Origin of the sequence: Streptomyces sp. NPDC004732 (assembly GCF_040609235.1) — a bacterium.
GTDB lineage: Bacteria > Actinomycetota > Actinomycetes > Streptomycetales > Streptomycetaceae > Streptomyces.
Map to the genome: position 1 here is coordinate 453,532 of NZ_JBEXJR010000007.1, position 20,167 is coordinate 473,698.

Genomic DNA, 20,167 nt, shown 5'->3' on the forward strand with positions numbered 1-20,167 from the left:
CTATCCCCTCAACCGGAGCGTGCGGCCCTGCCACCGTTGCCGGAGCCAGCGGTCATGGCTCGCGAGGACGATCGCCCCGGGAGCAGGGCCCGGACCCGGACTGGGGCTCAGCGCTTCCTCCAGCTCGTCGCACAGCCGCGGGGAGAGGTGGTTGGTGGGCTCGTCGAGCAGGAGCAGCTGGGGCGGATGGGCCACCAGAAGGGCCAGCGCCAGCCGTCGACGCTGCCCGACGGACAGGGCACCGACTGGTTTGTGCAGGTCAGCCGTGTGCACCAGACCGAGCGAGGCCAGCGGGACCGCCTCGGCCCGCTCCGCGCCCAGCGCCAGCGCGTAGGTGCCGTGGGCCGTACGGTCGGGCCGCTCGAACACCGTGTCCTGGGCGAGCAGTCCCACCGTGAGGTGGCCCCGTCGGCGTACCTCACCTTCGGCGGCGAGACGTCCGGCGAGCACGGCGAGCAACGTCGACTTGCCCGCCCCGTTCGCGCCCGTGACCAGCAGCCGATCGGTCACCGCCACGTCCAGGACGTCCAGCGCGAGCCGCCCCGGCACCCGCACGTCCCGCAGCGCGACCAGCGGCTGCGGGCCCTCCTCCGTCGGCGCGACAGCCGGTGCCTCGGAAGCCACTGCTCCGGAAGCCACTGCTCCGGAAGCCACTGCTCCGGCAGCCACTACCCCGGCAGTCACTGCTCCGGAAGCCAGCGCCTCCGCAGCGAACCGCAGAGGGCGCGGCGGCGCGGCCACCTGGACGCGCTCCAGCTCATCCAGGCGTCGCGCGGCATTGCGCACCCGGCGGGAGATCTGGCTCTGCACCCGGCCCGCCCGGTGGCCGTAGCCCATCTTCTCGTTGTCGCGCGGTCCCCGGTCGGGGGCCACCCGGTGCGCGGTGACACCCGCCGCGTGCCGCAACTCCGCCAGTTCCGCCTGCTCTTCGGCGTAACGCTGTTCCCAGCGCTCCCGCTCGGCGCGCTTCGCGCTCACGTACGCGGTGTAGTTGCCGCCGTACCGTACCGGGCCGTCGACCGCCGGGTCGAGGTCGATCAGGTCGGTGCAGACGGCGTCGAGGAAGGCACGGTCGTGACTGGCGGCCACCACGGTGCCCGGCAGGTCGCGCAGTTGCTCCTCCAGGAAGGCGGCGGCGCCGTCGTCGAGGTGGTTGGTCGGCTCGTCGAGGAGCAGCGCCGTCGGCCGCCGGACGAGCAGTGCGGCCAGCGCGAGGCGGCCGCGCTGCCCGCCGGACAGTGAGCCGAGCGTGCGGTCGTGCGCGAGTGCGCCCAGACCGAGTCCCTTCAGGACCAGGGCGGCTCGACGGTCGGCGTCCCAGGAGTCGCGGTCCTGGGCCTGTTCGAGTCGTCGGCCGTAGGCGTCGAGGAGTTCCTGATGGCCAGGGGTGTCCTCGGCGGTGTCGGCGATCTCCTCGCTCAGCCGCTGGAGCTCCGCCAGGTCCTCGCGGGCCTCGCGCAGCGCCTCGTCGAGGACCGCGGCGATGGTCGATCCGGTGTCGAAGGGCATCTCCTGGTGCAGGAAGCCGAGGTCGGCGGGGCGCGAGACGCTGCCGCTCTCGGGCTCGTCCGCGCCTGCGAGGACCCGCAGCAGCGTGGACTTGCCGACGCCGTTCTCGCCGATCAGGCCGATGCGGTGGCCGGGGGAGGCGGTCAGGGAGACGCCGTCGATGACACGGCGGCCACCGAGGTTGCGCACGATCTCATGGGCGAGCAGGGCAGGTTGGGGCCGGGTTCGGGGCTGGGGCTGGGGCTGGGGCTGGGAATGGGGCATGGGGAGCCGTTTCCTGTGGTGTCGGTGGTCGGCCCGCCGGGCGCGGCGCCTCGGCACGGGCCAGGTCACTCACCGACGGCTCACACCGCGGGTGCCCCGGTCTCCCTGAGCGTGCCGTCGGCAAGGCGCAGCCAGCGGTTCACCCCGATCTCGGTGAGGAAGCGCTCGTCGTGGCTGATCACGACGAAGGCGCCCTGGTACGAGTCGAGTGCGCTCTCCAGCTGGCCCGCGCTGACCAGGTCGAGGTTGTTGGTCGGCTCGTCGAGCAGCAGCAGTTGCGGGGCCGGTTCGGCGCAGAGCACGCAGGCGAGCGTGGCGCGCAGCCGCTCGCCGCCGGAGAGCACGCCGACGGGCAGGTGGGCTCGCGGGCCCCGGAAGAGGAAGCGGGCGAGCAGGTTCATCCGCTCGGCCTCGGGCCGCTCGGGGGCGGCCGCGGCGAAGTTCTCCGCCACGGTGCGGTCCGGATCGAGCAGGTCGAGGCGCTGAGAGAGGTAGGCGATCCGGCCGTCGTTGCGCTTGATCTCGCCGTCGTCCGGCGCGAGGTCGCCGGTGATCAGGCGCAACAGGGTGGTCTTGCCCGCGCCGTTGGGCCCGGTCAGCGCGATGCGTTCGGGGCCGCGAACGGCCAGGTCGATGCCGCCTTCGGCGAACACGGCCCGGCCCGCGTGCCGGACCTGCATGCCTTCGCCGAGGAAGAGGTTGCGCCCGGCCGGTACCTGGGTGTCGGGCAGTTCGAGGGTGATGCGCTGTTCGTCGCGGAGCGCGCGTCCGGCCTCGTCGAGCCTGGCCTTGGCCTCGCTGACCCGGGTCGCGTGCATCTGCCCCGCCCGGCCCGCGGACTCCTGCGCGCCGCGCTTCATGTTGCCCGCGAAGATGCGCGGCAGACCGGCGCTCTTGAGGTTGCGGGCGGCGTTGCTCTGGCGGCGGTCGGCCCGCTCGCGGGCCTGCTGCAGCTCGCGCTTCTCGCGCTTCAGCTCCTGCTCGGCGTTGCGGATGTTCTTCTCGGCGACCTCCTGCTCGGCGCGCACGGCTTCCTCGTACGCGCTGAAGTTGCCGCCGTAGAAGCGCAGTTCGTCGCCGCCCAGCTCGGCGATGCGTTCCATGCGGTCGAGCAGCGGGCGGTCGTGGCTGACCAGCAGCAGACAGCCGGTGAAGTTCTCCAGGACGGCGTAGAGCTTGTGCCGGGCCGCCAGGTCGAGGTTGTTGGTCGGCTCGTCGAGGAGCAGTACGTCGGGGCGCTTGAGGAGCTGGGCGGCGAGGCCGAGGGAGACGATCTGGCCGCCGCTGAGCGTGCTCAGGCGACGGTCGAGGTCCAGGTCGGCCAGGCCGAGGCGGTCGAGCTGGGCGCGGGTGCGCTCCTCGATGTCCCAGTCGTCGCCGATGGTGGTGAAGTGGGCCTCGCTCACGTCACCCGACTCGACGGCGTTCAGGGCCTGGATGACGGGGGCGACGCCGAGCACCTCGGCGACCGTGAGGGTGCCGGTCAGGGGGAGGCTCTGCGGGAGGTGGCCGAGCGTGCCGCTGACCGACACCGAGCCGGTGGCGGGCCTGAGCTCACCGGCGATCAGCTTGAGCAGGGTGCTCTTGCCGGAGCCGTTGGGGGCGACCAGGCCGGTGCGGCCGGTGGCCAGGGTGAAGGAGAGGTCGCTGAAGACCGGGGTGTCGTCGGGCCAGGCGAAGGAGAGGTTCGAGCAGGTGATGGCGGCGTCGGACATGGAGGAAACCTCGAGGTGTCGAGGGCAGACAGAGCTCTGCCCTGGGCAGGGTGGCAAGGGGGAACGACGAAGAGGGCCACGCCGACAGCGCACTCATGGCGCCGGCCGGTGGCCTGTCACATCCGGATCTCATCCGGAGATGTCGTCTTCACCCACCACGTCTGCGACTCCTCGCTCGAGTTGGTCCAGGTCAATTCGGAGCGTAGCAGGTGTCGGTTCCTGCTTCGCGTGGTTATGCGCACGCTGCTCGCCTTCGATGCCCATCACTGGTTAGAGTGGTGACGAACAGCCTCATGGTCGGCCTGACGACTCGCCCAGCGAAGTGGAGATCCCCATGGACAAGGAACTCGTCGGCACAAGTACCGCGGCCGCTGCCGCGGCACGTCACGAGCGCTACGGCCACCTCCCTGAGCGCATCCGCTTCGAGGACATGACCGAGGCGGCGGCGACCGGTCGCAGCGGCACGGAGCCCGGCGCCTACCAGCCCGAGGGCTCGTGGAAGTACTACTCGTGCCTGGCGCTCGACATGGGGCTGTAGCCCCGGCGGCCGAGCGTCGCGGTCAGTCCGGCCACTCCCACTCCATCCCGTAGACGCCCGGCTTGCAGTGCGTGGGCAGCAGGTGGGTCGTGTGGAAGGCGTCGACAGCGGTGCGGCGGCGGTGCCGGGGTTCGGCGCCGATCTGCTCGCGCTGATAGCTCCAGCAGCCGGTCGGGAGTGCCCGGGGGTGGAAGCGGACCTGCAGCAGGTAGGTCCGCAGCGCCGTGGTGACGCGGCGCTCGTGCTGGTGGGAGACGTCGGAGGCGGACCGGAGGGTGTAGGCGACCACCGCGGTCTCGGTCCTGGCCAGTTGCCGCCCGAGGGGAATGTCGGCCGCCACGCAGCCGAGCTCCGGCAGGAACCGGCTGCGCGGCGGCGGCCCGAAGGGGACGGCGAGGTCGACCGTGCCTGCCTTCGGGGAGTCGAGGAAGTGGACGACGGTCAGGTGCTGGACTGCGTCGCGGACGGCCTGCACCACGGTGGTGATCGACGTCTCGTGAATGGAGCGGTGCTCGTCAAGACTCACCGTCTCCTGGACGGTCAGCGGCCGCAGTCCCTCGTTGAACTGCGGGAACGCGTCACCGAGGGCCTGTTCCACGTCCGAGTTCTCGCCGTAGACCGTGCGGGCGACGGTCGGGTCGAGCGGTGGGGGCCCGCCGCGCGGCCGGTGCGGGCCGAGCAGGGAGCGCAGGGTGCCGGTGGGGAGGTTGAGCAGCGGCTCCAGCGCGTCGACGGCGCGCAGGGACTGGGCGCGCTCCGGCTGGCTGCGTCCGCGTTGCCAGTGGCTGAGCGTGGCGAGGCTGACGGTGATCTGCTGGGCCCTGAGGTGGTCGCGTATGCGTTCCAGTGGCAGCCCACGTTGTTGGAGGGCCTGACGGAACACGGTCGCGAAGGTCGTATCGGGCCCTTCGGCGTGGGGGATGTTCGGCATGGCGTCTTTCGGCGGGCGGGAGGCACCATCGGCTCTTGGGTCCTCGATCCCTCGCTCCGATGAACGCGGCTCAACGGTGGTTTCAGGCCACACAGGCGACCAGGGGCCGCCCACCTTAGCCGGTGGGCGGCCCCTGGTCTTCCCCCGAAGGCCGGTCAGTTGGTGTTGAGGGTCAGCCCGTAGTACGAGAGGGCGTCGTCGAGCGGCTGGAAGTAGGAGGAGCCGCGCGAGTTCACACCCCCGGTGCACTGCTGGTTCACCGGGCCGCCGGAGGTCATGCCCTGGGCCTGGTTGCCGGAGATGTACGCGCCGCCGCTGTCGCCGCCCTCGGTGCAGACGGTGGAGGTGGCGAGACCCGTGACGACCGTGTCGGGGCCGCCGTTCTGGTCGACGTAGGTGACGGAGACGTTGTACGAACCGACCTTGCCGCACGTCCAGCCGGTGGTCGCGCCGGACTTGCAGAGCGCGGCACCGGACGAGGCGCGGCTGCTGCCGTTCACGGCCACGTTGCCCGCCTGGCCCCAGGTGCCGACCTTGGTCGTGATCGAGTGACCGGAGCCGATGGCGGCGACGCCCATGTCGACGCTGTTGGTGCCGACCGCGAAGCGGGTGTGGGTGCCCTTGGCGAACGCGGTGCCGTTGTAGCGCAGGGTGGGCAGACCGGCGACGCAGTGGCCCGCGCTGACGAGGTACTGCTTGCCGGACCGGTCGTGGGCGCCGTAGCCGACGGAGCACCAGCCGTTGGTGTCGTTGATCGTCATCTTGCTGCCGGGGGAGATCGCGGCCTGCGGCGCGCTCTTCTCCTGGTCCCGCACGATCTTGACGGCGGAACCGTACGCCGTGGCCTTGGCGAGGAACGCCTTGGCGGCCGCACCGCGCTCGCTGTTGACCTTGACGGTGACCTGGTCCGAGGCCAGGTCCACGGACCAGTCGACGACACCGGCGGGGGCGCGCCGGTCGGCCGCGGCGTCCAGCCGCGCCTTGATGCCGTCGAGCTTGCCCTGGCCGCGGGCGGGCACGCGGGCGTCGAGTCCGGCCTTCTCGATGGCGGTGACATCGGAGCTGTCGTCGGCGTTGACGGTCAGCCTGCCGGAGGCGTCGAAGAACGCCCCGTCCTCGGATATCCCGCTTTTCCTGAGCTCGGTGAGCCGGGCCTGCTGGGCGGCCTGCCGGTCGAGCCGGTCGGCCGCGGCTTTCTCACTCACACCGAGCGACGCGGCGAGCGCCCGCACCATCTCGGGCTGGTAGCGCGCGACGGGTGCGGAGTCCCTCGCCGGTGCTTGTGCCTGCGCCGTGGCCTGGGTTCCCACGACCACTGCTGTCGAGAGCAGAGCGGCCACGGCGGCGAATCTGTATCTACGAGAATGCGACACACTGATTCCTTCCGAATGGCAGGCAGGAACTCTCCGGTAATACGGAAAAATGGGGGGTGGGTTCCTGCCTGGCAGCGAGCGTGGGGCTCGCTGCGGCATGAACTCTGGCCCAGTGCTCAGCCCTTCAACAAGGTCTGTGACAAGGGCAGCTTTTAACAGAACATCAAGGGAACTGTAAAAACGGCGCACTTCCGCATTGGCTATTAGGGGTGGGAATGACCGACGGCCCTCACCTATGCTTCGGTGAGGGCCGTCGGCGGCCGTCAGTGGCCGTGCACCGGGGCGGCGACGCGTCAGGAGCGTACGGCCGCGGGTGTGATCTTGGCCGGATCCAGGTCCACCACGGCCAGTTCCTCCGGGCTCAGCGGGGGAGCCGTCAGCTCGGGAAGGCGCTCGTCGGCGCGCATCGCCATCAGGAAGCGGTTGGAGCCGAGTTCGGTCTGCGGCGCGTTCAGGCTCATCACGTCCGTGACGATCTCGGACGCCTTGGGCGAGCGGATCGAGGCGGCCGTGATGGCCTCCGCGAACCGCAGACGCTGCTCCGTGTCCACGCCGATGAGCCGCGGATCCGTCGCGGACACACGGCAGTTGACGTAGTCGATGTCCTTGGTCGCGGCCAGGATCCACGGGTCGTCGACGGCCGCGCCGATCGCCTTCTGGAGGAGCAGCGCGGACCCCGCGCCGCCCTGCGGATTCCGCCGGAACTCGCGGTCGATCGTGTCGGCGCAGCGCGCGGCCGAACTCATTCCGTGCCCGTAGATCGGGTTGAACGCGGTCAGCGAGTCCCCGATGACGAGCAACCCGTCCGGCCATGCGTCGAGCCGCTCCGGATACAGGCGGCGGTTCGCGCCGGAACGGGAGCCGAAGACCGGGGTGAGCGGCTCCGCGTCGCGCAGGAGCTCGGCCAGGATCGGATGGTTCAGATTCTCCGCGAAGGGGAGGAACTCCTCCTCGCTGCTGGGCAGTTGTGCGCCCCTCGTGCAGGAGAGGGTCGCCAGCCAGCGGCCGCCCTCGATGGGGTAGACCACACCGAACCGGCCGGGCTCGCGCACCCGGTCGTCGGCGGCGATGTTGACGGCGGGGAAGTGGGTCGTCGCGCCGGGCGGGGCCGTGAAGAGGCGGGTGGCGTAGGCGACGCCCGCGTCCACCACGTCCTCTTCGAGGGCGGGCACGCCCAGCTCGGAGAGCCACTGCTTGAGGCGGGAGCCGCGACCGGTGGCGTCGATCACCAGGTCGGCTTCGAGGGGTTCCTGCGCCCCGCTCTCCACATCGCGCACGACGACGCCGGTGACCCGGCCCCCGCTGCCCGAGAGCTCGACGGCCTCGGTGCGCTGCCGGACGGTGATGTTCACCGGGGCCAAGGCCTGTTGACGTACCGTCAGGTCCAGCAGTGGGCGGCTGGCGACCAGCGCGAACTGGGTGGCGGGGAAGCGGTGCTGCCACCCCTGCCCGGTCAGGGTCACCAGGTCCTCGGGGAAGCCGAGACGGCGGGCGCCGGCCGCCAGGAGACGGTCGGTGGTGCCGGGCAGCATCTCCTCGATGAGGCGGGCGCCGTTGGACCACAGCAGATGGGCGTGGCGGCCCTGCGGGACCCCCTTGCGGTGCCGGGGCTCCTCGGGCAGGGCGTCGCGCTCCACGACGGTGACGGTGTCGACGTGGCGGGCCAGGACGTGGGCCGCGAGGGTGCCTGCCATGCTGGCACCCAGTACGACGGCGTGGGCGGGTCGGGTGGTGGTCACGCGCGGATCCCTTCGGGGTGGGTGGTGTCGGCGGCGGGCCCGTCCATGGTCACGTCGGTGACTCCCCAGAACGCCTGGACCCGGCGGCCGAGCCCGTTCTCGTCGAGTTCGACGATGCCGACGATGCGGAAGGTCATCGGCCGCGGCCGCTGCACGGTGACCGTCGTCGGCGTCACCACGAAGCGGTCGTCCATCGAGGTCATCGGCGGCTCGGGCACCTCGTGCGTACCGCAGGAGACGGCCAGTTCGAGGTGCCTGCGGAGGTCGTCCTTGCCCACCATCGGCGGCCGCCCCACCGGGTCCTCGAAGACGATGTCGTCCGTGAACAGGTCGAGGACGCCTTCGATGTCACCGGCGTTGATCCGCTGGGCGTAGTCGACGGCCATCTGCTTGCGCGCGGCCTCGTCGGGCATGGCACCTCCAGGAAGGGTGGGCAGACCTGTGGAAAGTCATCGCGGGCCTGCGGTTCAGCCGAGGACCGTGAGATCGGATGTGCCCCAGTACGACTTCAGGTGCCGGACGAGGCCGGACGCGTCCATGCGGATCACGAGCATCGCCGTACGCCGGATGCGCGCCGTCTCCGGGGCGTCGGGGGCCTTGAGCCAGCCCCGCTCGGCGTACTGCGGCCCCAGGGGCAGGTAGTCCATGACGGAAGTGATCTGGATCAGCGCGTGGGCGGCGTCCTGGCCGGCGACGGGCTCGGCCGCCTCCTCGCGCAGGTGCGCGGAGAGGAGCAGCCCGTAGTGGGCGCGCAGCGCGTCGTGCCCGGTCAGCGGCGGCAGGCCGACCGGGTCCTCGACCACGGCGTCGGGCGCGTACAGCTCGACGACGGCGTCCAGGTCCCCGGCGTTGATCCGCCGACTGTGCTCCAGGGCACGCTTCTTGCGGGCGAACTCGTTCATCGCTGTCCCTCCACTGCCTGTCCGTTGCCCTGTCCGTTGCCGCTGTCCCTGCCGAGGTCCCGGTCGATGAACGCGAAGATCTCGTCGGCCGACGCGTCCTGGATGCGGGCGGCCACCGCGGCCTCGGCGGCTGTCTCCTGCGGCACGTCGAGCCGGGCCAGCGTGGCCCGCAGCCGCCCGGCCAGCTCGGTCCGTGCCGTGCCGTCCTGCGAAGAGACCGCGAGGAGCGAGTTCTCCAGCCGCTCGAACTCCGCGAGGACGTCGGCGAGCGGATCCGCCGCGCGCGGCGCGAGCTCCTGCCGCAGATGTGCGGCGAGCTCCGCCGGGTTCGGGTGGTCGAAGACGAACGTGGCGGGCAGCTTCAGTCCGGTCGCGGTCGAGAGCCTGTTGCGCAGTTCCACCGCGGTCAGCGAGTCGAACCCGAGCTCCCGCAGCCCCTGCGTCGCATTGACGGGCGTGGCCGCGTCGTATCCCAGGACGGCCGCGATGTGCGTGCACACCAGGTCGAGCAGCGCCTCCTCCCGCTCCGCGTCGGACATCGCACCGAGTGCCTTGAGGAGCGCGGCCGCGCCCGCCGAGACGGATCCGCCGCCGCTCCTGCTCCCGGCGCCGCGCACCAGGTCCTGCAGCAGCGCCGGTGCGGGGTGGCTCTCGGCCTGCCTGCGCATCCGGGCCAGGTCCAGGCGGACCGGCGCGTACAGCGGCAGACCGCCCGCCCAGGCCGTGTCGAGGAGGGCGAGACCCTCGTCGGCACCGAGCCCGACCACACCGGCCCGGGCGTGGCGTGCCCGGTCGGCGTCGGTGAGCCGCCCTGACATCCCGCTCTCCAGATCCCAGTAGCCCCACGCCAGGGAGGTCGCCGCCGCCCCGCCGTCCTGCCGGTGCCGGGCCAGCGCGTCCAGGAAGGCGTTGGCGGCCGTGTAGCTGCCCTGGCCTGGGCCGCCGAGGAGCCCGGCGACCGAGGAGTACAGGACGAACGCGGACAGGTCCGCGTCCCGCGTCAGTTCGTGCAGGTTCCACGCAGTGTCCGCCTTCACGCGCATCACCTCCTCGACCTGCTCGGCCGTGAGGTTCTGCACCACCGCGTCGCTGACGGTGCCCGCGCAGTGGAAGACGGCGGTCAGCGGGTGCTCCGGAGGCACCGACTCCAGGAGGGCGGCCGCCGCGTCCCGGTCACCGAGGTCGCAGGCGGTGAAGGTGACCCGCGCGCCGAGCGCGGAGAGGTCCGCCGCCAGCTCCAGCGCGCCCGGCGCGTCGGCGCCGCGCCTGCTGGACAGGAGCAGATGCCTGGCTCCGTGGCGGCCCACCAGGTGGCGGGCGGCCAGGGCGCCGAGCGCCCCGGTGCCGCCGGTGACGAGGACGGTGCCTTCGGGGTCGAAGGCGACGGGCAAGGTGTACACGGTCGTGCCCGCAGAGGGCGGGGCGGCGTCCGCGGCGGGGGCCTGCCGGATGTCCCACGCGGTGACGTCGAGAGGCACGAGGCCGTCGCCGCCACTCGACCCTGCCGACTCCGAGGAGACGGCGACAGCGTCGGCGACGGCGTCGGCGACCGGCAGGTCCGCCGGATCCACCGAATCCGCCAGCTCGGCGAGGATCTCCCGTACGCGCCCGGGCTCGGGCGGCGCGACCGCCTGCCCGCCGTCCGGGGCGCCCGCGCGGTCGACCACCAGCGTCCCGTCACGACCGATGGTGACGTCGGCCGCCCCTTCCACAGCCTCCGCACGCCAGCGCCGCGCAAGGTGCGTCACCGCCCGCCCGACGGGGCCGGTCTCCTCCGCGACGAACAGGGTCTCCCCGCCGCGCGGCACGACGACATCCGCCAGTACGTGGTACGCGGCCACATAGGCGCCCAGGGACCCGGCCGCCTGCGCCCAACTCCACCCGGCCGGAACCGTCGTGAGCAACGCGGCATCGGTGACGCCCACCGGCCCCACCGCGTCGAACAAGCCCATGACCCGGTCGCCGACCGCCACGGGACCGGCCCCGCCGCCGACCTCCGTCACGACACCGGCGCCGACGACCTGGCCCTCCGCGAGCGGCCCCGGGTCCGGCGTGGCCGCCCGCACCGCGACCCGCACCTCGTGCGGCTCCAGGACCCGCAGGGCCTCGGGTGCGTCGACCAGGGCCAACTGCTGTCCGGGCCCTCGCACTTCAAGCCCGGAGAGACGCCACGTAGGCGCCCCGACCGGCGGCGCGAGCCGGGCGGAGGCGTCATCACGTACGAGCCGCGGCACGAACACCCGCCCGTCCCGCAACGCCAACTCCGGCTCCCCGGAGCCCAGTACGCCCGGCAGCGCCGCGAGGGAAGCCTCCACCGCATCCAGGTCGAGCAGCGTGAGGCGCCCTGGATTCTCGGCCTGCGCACTGCGCACCAGACCCCACAGCGACGCGCCCGGCAGATCACCGACAGCCTCGCCCGGCCGCGCCGCGGTCGCGCCCCGGGTGACGACGACGAGGCGGCTCGCCGCGAACGCGGGATCGTCGACCCACTCCTTGAGCAGCGACAACAGGGTCACGGCAGCCAGCCGCGCGTACCCGGCCACATCCGCATCCGCATCCGCATCACCCGCACCACTCACGCCGGGCGTGGCGCACACGGCAAGCACGACATCGGGTGTCTCTTCCCCGCCCGCCACACCATCCCGCAGCGCGGCGAACGTGTCCCGTACCGGAGCCCCGGACAACGCGTCGGCGAGTGCCGCACCCAGCGGTTCCCCGGCGGGCGCGACGACAGCGGCACGCAAGGCGCCGCCACCACCCGCATCGGCCCGCGCGGCCGCCTCCGTCCACACGAGCCGGAACAGCGCGTCCCGGTCCGCCGCACGGGCACCCGCGATCTGATGGGCGGCCACCGGCCGCACCGTGAGCGACTCCAGCGTCAGGACCGGCGCTCCACCGTCGTCCACGGCGGTCAAGGCCAGCTGGTCCGGCGCGGTACGTGCGATACGTACCCGCAGCTTGTCCGCGCCCGGCGCATGCACCCGCAGCCCGCTCCACGAGAACGGCAGCAGCACCTGGTCGGTGTCGGCGGACGAGGTGACCGCGTCCAGGATCAGCGCGTGCAGCGTCGCGTCGAGCAGTACCGGATGGACCTGATAGCGGTCGGCCCCGCTGCTCTCGGCCTCGGGCAGCGCCACCTCGGCGTAGAGGTCGTCGCCGAGCCGCCACGCGGTCACGAGCCCCTGCGATCCGGGCCCGAAGTCATAGCCGTACGAAGCGAGTTCACCATAAGGATCCTGCCCGCCGACGGGCGTTGCCCCGGGCGGCGGCCAGGCTCCGCCCAACGACATTTCCCCGTCGACCGGCCCCGCGGGAGCAACCACACCGGCGGCGTGCCGGGTCCACACGGTCTCCTCGCCCTCACTCGTGGGCCGCGAGTGGACGGACACAGGGCGCCGCCCGTCCTCGCCCACGGAGCCGACCGCCACCTGGAGGTCCACCGCGCCCGCGCCCTCGTCCCCGAAGACGAGCGGCGTGTGCAGCGTCAGCTCCGTCAGCTCCTCGCAGCCCGTGCGCACCGCGGCCTGCAGCGCGAGCTCCACGAAGGCGGAACCCGGCAGCAGCACGGTGTCCATGACCCGGTGCTCGGCCAGCCACGTCTGGTCCCGTGGCGAGATCCGCCCGGTCAGCAGATGGCTGCTGCCGTCCGCGAGCTCCACGGCGGCCCCGAGCAGCGGATGCCCCGCAGAGGCGAGCCCGAGCCCCGCCGGATCCCCGGCGAGCCCCCGCCGCCCCTCCAGCCAGAACCGCTCCCGCTGGAAGGCGTACGTCGGCAGGTCCACCACTCGCGGCAACGGAACCGCCGGGAACCATCCCGTCCAGTCGATGTTGGCGCCTGCGGTGAAGGCTTGGGCGGCGGCGCGGGTGAGTTGGGTGGTGTCGCCGTGGTCGCGGCGGAGGGTGGGGATCACGGTGGCAGGCATGTCGGCCTGTTCGATGGTTTCTTCCATGCCGAGGTTGAGGACGGGGTGGGGGCTGGCTTCGATGAAGAGGCGGTAGCCGTCGGCGAGGAGGGCTTTGATGGTGTCGGCGAAGCGGACGGGGTGGCGGAGGTTGGTGACCCAGTAGCCGGTGTCCAGGGCCGTGGTGTCGTTGAGGCGTTCGGCGGTGACGGTGGAGTAGAAGGCCACGTCGGTCGGCACGGGCTGAATGTCGGCCAGGCGTTCGGTGAGCAGGTCGTGGAGCTGGTCGATCTGGGGGTTGTGGGAGGCGTAGCCGACGTCGATGACGCGGGCGCGCAGCCCGGCCTTCTCCGCGTCGGCGACCACCGCGGCCACCTGCTCCGGCGGACCCGAAATGACCGTCGAAGACGGCCCGTTGACCGCGGCGATGCTGACTCCGGGCCGGTCGTCCCCGATGAGCTCGGCGGCCTGTTCGGCGCTGGTGCCCAGGGAGGCCATGTCGCCGTGCCCCTGGAGTTGCCGCAGCGCGTCGCTGCGTACCGCCACGATCCGCGCCGCATCCTCCAGCGAGAGAGCCCCCGCCACACAGGCGGCAGCCATCTCCCCCTGCGAGTGCCCGATCACGGCGGCCGGGGTGATTCCCTGGTCCGCCCAGACGGCGGCGAGCGAGACCATGACGGCCCACAGCACCGGCTGCACGACCTCGACGCGGGCCAGTTCGGCCCCGTCCCCGCGCAACACCTCACTGAGTGACCAGTCCACGTACGCCGACAGCGCCCGCTCACACTCAGCAATGCGCGCCGCGAACACCGGTGATTCATCGAGCAGTTGGGCACCCATCCCGACCCACTGCGACCCCTGCCCCGGAAACACCAACACCGGCCCCGCCCCAGAGGCACCCTGTACGGCGCCCTCCACGACGTCCGGTGACGGCTCGCCCGTCGACAGGGAGCGCAGCCCGGCGAGGAGTGCGTCGCGGTCCCGGCCCACCACGACCGCCCGGTTCTCGAACACCGAGCGGCTCTTGACCAGGGACCAGCCCACGTCCAAGGGCGACACCAGCTGGGGGTCGGCCGTCGCGCGCTCGGCCAGCAGGGCGGCCTGGGCCCGCAACGCCTCCTCGCCGCGCGCCGACACCACCCACGGCACCACTCCGGCCGGAGCATCGGCCGCGTCCGACGGGGAAGGCGCGGGCTCCGGCGCGTCCGGGGCCTGCTCCAGGATGAGGTGTGCGTTCGTGCCCGAGATGCCGAACGCGGACACCCCGGCGCGGCGCGGGCGTTCGCCGCGCGGCCAGGCGACCGGCTCGGCCAGCAGCTGGACTCCGCTGCCGTCCCAGTCGACGTGCGGCGTGGGCGCGTCGATGTGCAGCGAGGCGGGCAACTGCTCGTTCCGCAGCGCCATCACCATCTTGATCACACCGGCGACACCGGCCGACGCCTGCGCATGCCCGATGTTCGACTTGATCGAGCCGAGCCACAGCGGCCGGTCCTCGGGCCGCTCCTTGCCGTACGTGGCCACGAGCGCGCTGGCCTCGATGGGGTCGCCCAGCATGGTGCCCGTGCCGTGCGCCTCCACCGCGTCGACGTCGTCGGCGGAGAGGCGCGCGTTGGCGAGGGCCTGCCGGATGACGCGCTGCTGCGCCTGCCCGTTGGGTGCCGTGAGCCCGTTGCTCGTACCGTCCTGGTTGATGGCCGAACCGCGGATCACCGCAAGGACGTTGTGGCCGTTGCGCCGGGCCTCCGAGAGGCGTTCGAGGACGACGAGGCCGACTCCTTCGGCCCATCCCGTGCCGTCGGCGGCGGACGCGAAGGGCTTGCACCGCCCGTTCTTGGCGAGCCCGCGTTGCAGGGAGAACTCCACGAAGGAGCCCGGTGTGGCCATCACCGTCGCGCCGCCCGCGAGGGCGAGCGAGCACTCGCCCTGCCGCAGTGCGTGCGCCGCCTGGTGGATCGCCACCAGCGACGACGAGCACCCGGTGTCGATGGTCATCGCGGGGCCTTCGAGGCCGAGTACGTACGACACCCGGCCGGAGGCGACACAGCCGAGGTTGCCGGTGCCGATGTAGCCCTCGACCTCGGTGGGCCGTTCACCGACGAGCGCCAGGTAGTCGTAGATGGTCAGGCCCGTGTACACCCCGGCGTTGCTGCCCTTCAGGGCCTCGCGGTCGAGCCCGGCGCGTTCGATCGCCTCCCAGGCGGTCTCCAGGAGGAGTCGCTGCTGCGGGTCCATCGCGATGGCCTCGCGCGGGCTGATGCCAAAGAAGGCGGCGTCGAAGTCGCCCGCGTCGTAGAGGAAGCCGCCCTCGCGCACATAGCTGGTGCCGCGGCTCTCCGGGTCCGGGTTGTACAGCGCCTCCAGGTCCCAGCCGCGGTCGTCGGGGAATCCGCTCATGGCGTCCCTGCGGTCCGTGACCAGGTCCCACAGCTCCTCGGCGGAGCGGACGTCACCCGGGTAGCGGCAGGCCATGCCGACGATCGCGATCGGCTCGTCGTCGGCGGCGGCAGCGGTCGTCCGCGCCGCTTCCGCGGACGCCGTGTCGCCCGACAGCTCGGCCTGGATGACGTCGGTGAGCGCGTCGGGCGTGGGGTGGTCGAAGACGACCGTGGTCGGCAGGGTCAGACCGGTGCTCTTGTTCAGCCTGTTGCGCAGCTCCACCGCGGTCAGCGAGTCGAAGCCCAGCTCCTGGAACGGCTTGGTCGCGGGCACGGCGTCGACGTCCGAGTGCCCGAGCGTGGCCGCCGCCTGCGAGCGCACGTGCTGTAGCACCAACTGCCGCTGCTGTGCCGGTTTCGCCTCGGTCAGCTCCTGCTGCAGCGACGACGCCTCCGTCGCATCCTCCTGTGCCACGGGCGCGCTCGCCCTGCGGTTCTCGGGCAGGTCGGCGAGGAGCGGGCTGGGCCGCTGCGCGGTGAAGGTCGAGGTGAACTGCGCCCAGTCGAAGTTCGCCACCGTCAGCGTCGTCTCGCCCGCGTCGAGTGCCTGGTGCAGCGCCTTGATGCACAGGACCGGGCTGAGAGGGTGCAGACCGAAACGGCTGAAGAACGTCAACGCCGCCTGGTCGGCGGCCATCCCCGCCTCGGCCCAGGGGCCCCAGGCGATCGAGGTGGCGGCCAGGCCCTGGGAGCGGCGGTGCTCGGCCAGCGCGTCGAGGAAGTGGTTGGCGGCGCCGTACGCGCCCTGCTGGCCACTGCCCCACACACCGGCGCCGGACGAGAACATCACGAACGCGGAGAGTTCCAACTCCCGTGTCAGCTCGTGCAGATGGAGCGCGGCGAGCGCCTTGGGGCGCAGCACCTCATCCAGCTCGGCGCCCGTCACCTCGCCGAGGCCGATGTAGTTCGGTACGCCTGCGGCGTGTACGACGGCGGTGAGCGGGTGCTCGGCGGGGACGCCGTCGACGAGGCGGCGCACCTGCTCACGGTCGCCGACGTCGCAGGCGGTGATGGTGACGGAGGTGCCCAACTCCCGCAGCTCGGCGGCGAGTTCCTGCGCGCCGGGTGCGTCTGGCCCGCGGCGGCTGGTGAGAAGGAGGTGCGGGGCCCCTTCGCGGGCCAGCCAGCGGGCGAGGACGGCGCCGATGCCGCCGGTGCCACCGGTGATGAGGGTGGTGCCCCGGGGCTCCCAGCTCACGCCGCTGTTCGGGGTCGTGGCGGGCGCGTGGGCGAGGCGGCGGGCGTGGGCTCCGGTGGGACGGATCGCGATCTGATCCTCGTCCTGAGGGGCGAGCGCCGCCGCCAGCCGGGTCAGCGACTGATGGTCGATACGGGCGGGCAGGTCGACGAGCCCGCCCCACAGCCGCGGGTACTCCAGGGCGGCGACGCGCCCGAGGCCCCAGACCTGGGCCTGCACGGGGTTGGTGAGGGGGTCGGTGGCGCTGGTGGAGACCGCACCCTGCGTGAGGGTGCGTACGGAAACGTCGGCGCCGTTGTCGCCGAGGGCCTGGACGAGGGCGGTCGTCGCGGCGAGCCCGGCGGGCACGGCAGGGAACTCGGGGTGCGGCTCCTCGTCCAGGGCCAGCAGATTGACGATTCCGGCGTGCGGCTCCCCGCCCATCACCGAGAGCAACTCCTGTGCCAGCGAGGCACGTTCCACGGCGCGTGCGTCGAGCACGTGACGGCGCACTTCGCCGCCGTGCGCGGCCAGCGTCTGTGCGGTCGCCAGGACGGCGGGGTGGTCGGCGTGCGCGGCGGGCACGAGCAGCAGCCAGGTCCCGGTGAGCTCCGGTGCTGCCGCGGCGGGCAGGTGCTTCCAGGTGACGTGGTAGCGCCAGGAGTCGACCGTGGACTGCTCCCGGTGCCGACGGCGCCAGGCCGAGAGGACGGGCAGCGCAGGTTCCAGCGCCCCGACGGTCTCGGCCTGCCCCTCGATCTCCAGGCTGCTGGCGAGGGCGTCGATGTCCAAGTCCTCGATCGCCTGCCAGACCCGGGCCTCGACGGGATCGTGCCCGTTGCCCCCGGACGCCACCGCCGCGGGCGGCTCCACCCAGTACTGCTTGTGCTGGAAGGCGTAGGTGGGCAGGTCGACGGTACGAGGGGTGGGCTCGGCCGGGAACCAGCGCCGCCAGTCGACCTCGGCACCCACCGCGAACGCCTGCGCGGCGGCGTGCGTGAGCTGCGTGCGGCCTCCGTGGTCGCGGCGCAGGGTGGGAACGGTGGTGGCCGTGACACCGGCCCGTTCGATCGTCTCCTGAATGCCGAGGTTGAGGACGGGGTGGGGGCTGGCTTCGATGAAGAGGCGGTAGCCGTCGGCGAGGAGGGCTTCGATGGTGTCGGCGAAGCGGACGGGTTGGCGGAGGTTGGTGACCCAGTACGCGGTGTCCAGCGCCGTCGTGTCGTCGAGGCGTTCGGCGGTGACCGTGGAGTAGAACGCTACGTCGGTCGGCACAGGCTGGATGTCCGCGAGGCGTTCCGTCAACAGGTCGTGGAGCTGGTCGATCTGGGGGTTGTGGGAGGCGTAGCCGACGTCGATGACGCGAGCGCGGAGGCCACGCTCCTCTGCCTCGGCGACCACGGCAGCCACCTGCTCCGGCGGACCCGAAATGACCGTCGAGGACGGCCCGTTGACCGCGGCGATACTGACGCCCGGGCGGTCGTCCCCGATCAGCTCGGCGGCCTGCTCGGCACTGGTGCCCAGGGAAGCCATGTCACCGTGCCCCTGGAGCTGCCGCAGCGCGTCGCTGCGTACCGCCACGATCCGCGCCGCATCCTCCAGGGACAGCGCGCCCGCGACACAGGCGGCGGCCATCTCGCCCTGCGAGTGCCCGATCACGGCGGCCGGGGTGATTCCCTGGTCCGCCCAGACCGCGGCGAGCGAGACCATGACGGCCCAGAGCACCGGCTGGACGACCTCGACGCGGGCCAGCTCGCTGCCGTCTCCGCGCAACACCTCACGCAGCGACCAGCCCACGTGATCGGACAGCGCCTGCTCGCACTCAGCGATGCGCGCCGCGAACACCGGTGACTCATCCAGCAGTTGGGCCCCCATGCCCACCCACTGCGACCCCTGCCCCGGGAAAACCAACACCGGCCCCGGACCCATATCGCCCGCGACCCCGGTCACCACGTCCGCGGAGGCCTCGCCCGTAGCCAGCGCCGCCAGGGAAGCGATCGACTGGGCGGAGTCCTGCCCCACGACCACGGCCCGATGTCCGAGGGTTGCCCGGCTCGTGGCCAGCGACCAGCCGACCTCGGTCGTCGAAGCACCCGCTTCCCCGACACCGGACGAGCCCGCGAAGTCGCCCAGGCGCCGGGCCTGCTCACGCAGCGCGTCGGACGTCCGGCCGGAGACCACCCAGGGCACCACCGCACCCGGCGCTGCGGGCGGGGGAGTGGAAGCGTCCACCCTCGCCCCCTCCGCAGCCACCTCTTCCCGCGGCGCCTCCTCAAGGATCAGATGCGCGTTCGTCCCCGAGATGCCGAACGCCGAGATGCCCGCCCGCCGCGTGCGCTCCGGCCGCCACTCCACGGGCTCGGAGAGCAGCCGTACGCTGCCCTGCTCCCACTGGACGTGCGGTGAGGGCGCGTCGATGTGCAGCGAGGTGGGGAGGAGGCCGTTGCGCAGGGCCATGACCATCTTGATCACACCGGCGACACCGGCGGCGGCCTGCGTGTGGCCGATGTTCGACTTGATCGAGCCGAGCCACAGCGGCCGGTCATCGGGCCGCCCCTGCCCATACGTGGCGAGGAGCGCATTGGCCTCGATGGGGTCGCCGAGTGTGGTGCCGGTGCCGTGGGCCTCGACCGCGTCGATGTCCTCGGCGGAGAGGCGGGCGTTGGCGAGGGCGGCGCGGATGACGCGTTCCTGTGAGGGGCCGTTGGGGGCGGCGAGGCCGTTGCTCGTACCGTCCTGGTTGATGGCCGAACCCCGCACCACCGCAAGGACGTTGTGGCCGCGGCGGCGCGCTTCGGAGAGGAGTTCGAGCGCCACCACTCCGGCGCCCTCGCCCCAGCCGGTGCCGTCGGCGGCGGCCGCGAACGGCTTGCACCGGCCGTCGGGCGCGAGTCCGCGCTGCCGCGAGAACTCGGTGAACGAGCCGGGCGTCGCCATCACCGTCGAACCACCGGCCAGCGCGAGCGAGCACTCGCCCTGCCGCAGCGCCTGCGCGGCCAGGTGGATCGCCACCAGGGACGACGAGCACGCCGTGTCGACCGTCACCGCGGGACCTTCGAGCCCCAGCGTGTAGGAGATGCGGCCCGACACCACGCTGCCGAGGTTGCCGGTGCCGATGTACCCCTCGACCTCGCTGGCCGTCTGGCTGATCAGCGTCAGGTAGTCGTGGGCGCTGACCCCCGTGAAGACACCGGTGTCACTGCCCTGCAAGCCGTGCGGGTTGAGCCCCGCGTGCTCGATCGCCTCCCAGGCGGTCTCCAGGAGGAGTCGCTGCTGCGGGTCCATCGCGACGGCCTCGCGCGGGCTGATGCCGAAGAAGTCGGCGTCGAAGCGCCCCGCGTCGTACAGGAAGGCGCCGTCCCGCACGTAACTGGTGCCCGGGTGCTCCGGGTCCGGGTGGTAGAGGGACTCCAGGTCCCACCCCCGGTCGTCGGGGAACCCCGAGACCGCGTCGCCCCCGTCGCGCACGAGCCGCCACAGGTCGTCGGCGGACCGGGTGCCGCCGGGAAAGCGGCAGGCCATGCCGACGATGGCGACCGGCTCGGCGGATTCTTTGTCGCGGAGCCGTTGGCGGGCCTCGCGCAGCTCCGCGGTGACCCACTTGAGGTGATCGAGAAGCTTCTCCTCGTTCGACATCTGACCCAGGCTCCTTGGCGCGACGTGACGGGGGACGTGGACGTGG

The 20,167-nt window shown here is 72.4% G+C and carries 9 protein-coding genes; 1 reads left to right on the plus strand and 8 read right to left on the minus strand.

From position 1 onward, the window contains the following. Together ABZV77_RS23155 and abc-f are read right to left on the minus strand one after the other, a co-directional pair. Window positions 1-1,773, minus strand: coding sequence for an ABC-F family ATP-binding cassette domain-containing protein (locus tag ABZV77_RS23155; RefSeq protein WP_356259862.1), 1,773 nt, complete (start codon window positions 1,771-1,773; stop codon window positions 1-3). 80 nt (window positions 1,774-1,853) lie between these two features. Beyond that, on the minus strand, window positions 1,854-3,488 hold the full coding sequence (gene abc-f / locus ABZV77_RS23160) for a ribosomal protection-like ABC-F family protein (protein WP_356259865.1): 1,635 nt from the start codon (window positions 3,486-3,488) through the stop codon (window positions 1,854-1,856). A 334-nt stretch (window positions 3,489-3,822) separates the two neighbouring features. On the opposite strand from abc-f, the gene ABZV77_RS23165 reads away from it, so the two are divergent. Next, window positions 3,823-4,026 carry a hypothetical protein gene (locus tag ABZV77_RS23165; protein ID WP_356259868.1) on the plus strand — a complete coding sequence of 68 codons (204 nt, stop codon included), beginning with the start codon at window positions 3,823-3,825 and terminating at the stop codon, window positions 4,024-4,026. Window positions 4,027-4,048: 22 nt separating this feature from the next. On the opposite strand, the gene ABZV77_RS23170 is transcribed toward ABZV77_RS23165, so the two are convergent. From ABZV77_RS23170 to ABZV77_RS23195, 6 genes are all read right to left on the minus strand, one after another. Beyond that, window positions 4,049-4,957, minus strand: a complete 909-nt coding sequence (locus ABZV77_RS23170) for a hypothetical protein (protein ID WP_356259871.1) — start codon at window positions 4,955-4,957, stop codon at window positions 4,049-4,051. 155 nt (window positions 4,958-5,112) lie between these two features. Beyond that, entirely contained in the window at window positions 5,113-6,330 is a 1,218-nt protein-coding gene (locus ABZV77_RS23175; RefSeq protein ID WP_356259874.1) for a S1 family peptidase, read from the minus strand. Window positions 6,331-6,623: 293 nt separating this feature from the next. Further along, complete coding sequence (locus ABZV77_RS23180) at window positions 6,624-8,069, minus strand: FAD-dependent monooxygenase (protein ID WP_356259877.1); 1,446 nt, start codon at window positions 8,067-8,069, stop codon at window positions 6,624-6,626. Continuing rightward, on the minus strand, window positions 8,066-8,482 hold the full coding sequence (locus ABZV77_RS23185; protein WP_356259879.1) for a nuclear transport factor 2 family protein: 417 nt from the start codon (window positions 8,480-8,482) through the stop codon (window positions 8,066-8,068). The genes ABZV77_RS23180 and ABZV77_RS23185 overlap by 4 nt, the downstream gene beginning before the upstream one ends. A gap of 54 nt (window positions 8,483-8,536) precedes the next feature. Beyond that, the gene (locus ABZV77_RS23190) at window positions 8,537-8,971 is read right to left on the minus strand and encodes a nuclear transport factor 2 family protein (RefSeq protein WP_356259881.1); all 435 of its coding nucleotides are present in this window, start codon (window positions 8,969-8,971) and stop codon (window positions 8,537-8,539) included. Continuing rightward, complete coding sequence (locus ABZV77_RS23195) at window positions 8,968-20,121, minus strand: type I polyketide synthase (RefSeq protein WP_356259883.1); 11,154 nt, start codon at window positions 20,119-20,121, stop codon at window positions 8,968-8,970. Before ABZV77_RS23195 ends, ABZV77_RS23190 begins: the two co-directional genes overlap by 4 nt. Window positions 20,122-20,167 lie beyond the last annotated feature (46 nt).

Bases quoted from the DNA above. Each gene is read 5' to 3' on its own strand.
- ABZV77_RS23155 (WP_356259862.1), bottom strand. From the start codon at position 1,773: ATGCCCCATTCCCAGCCCCAGCCCCAGCCCCAGCCCCGAACCCGGCCC.
- abc-f (WP_356259865.1), bottom strand. From the start codon at position 3,488: ATGTCCGACGCCGCCATCACCTGCTCGAACCTCTCCTTCGCCTGGCCC.
- ABZV77_RS23165 (WP_356259868.1), top strand. From the start codon at position 3,823: ATGGACAAGGAACTCGTCGGCACAAGTACCGCGGCCGCTGCCGCGGCA.
- ABZV77_RS23170 (WP_356259871.1), bottom strand. From the start codon at position 4,957: ATGCCGAACATCCCCCACGCCGAAGGGCCCGATACGACCTTCGCGACC.
- ABZV77_RS23185 (WP_356259879.1), bottom strand. From the start codon at position 8,482: ATGCCCGACGAGGCCGCGCGCAAGCAGATGGCCGTCGACTACGCCCAG.
- ABZV77_RS23190 (WP_356259881.1), bottom strand. From the start codon at position 8,971: ATGAACGAGTTCGCCCGCAAGAAGCGTGCCCTGGAGCACAGTCGGCGG.
- ABZV77_RS23195 (WP_356259883.1), bottom strand. From the start codon at position 20,121: ATGTCGAACGAGGAGAAGCTTCTCGATCACCTCAAGTGGGTCACCGCG.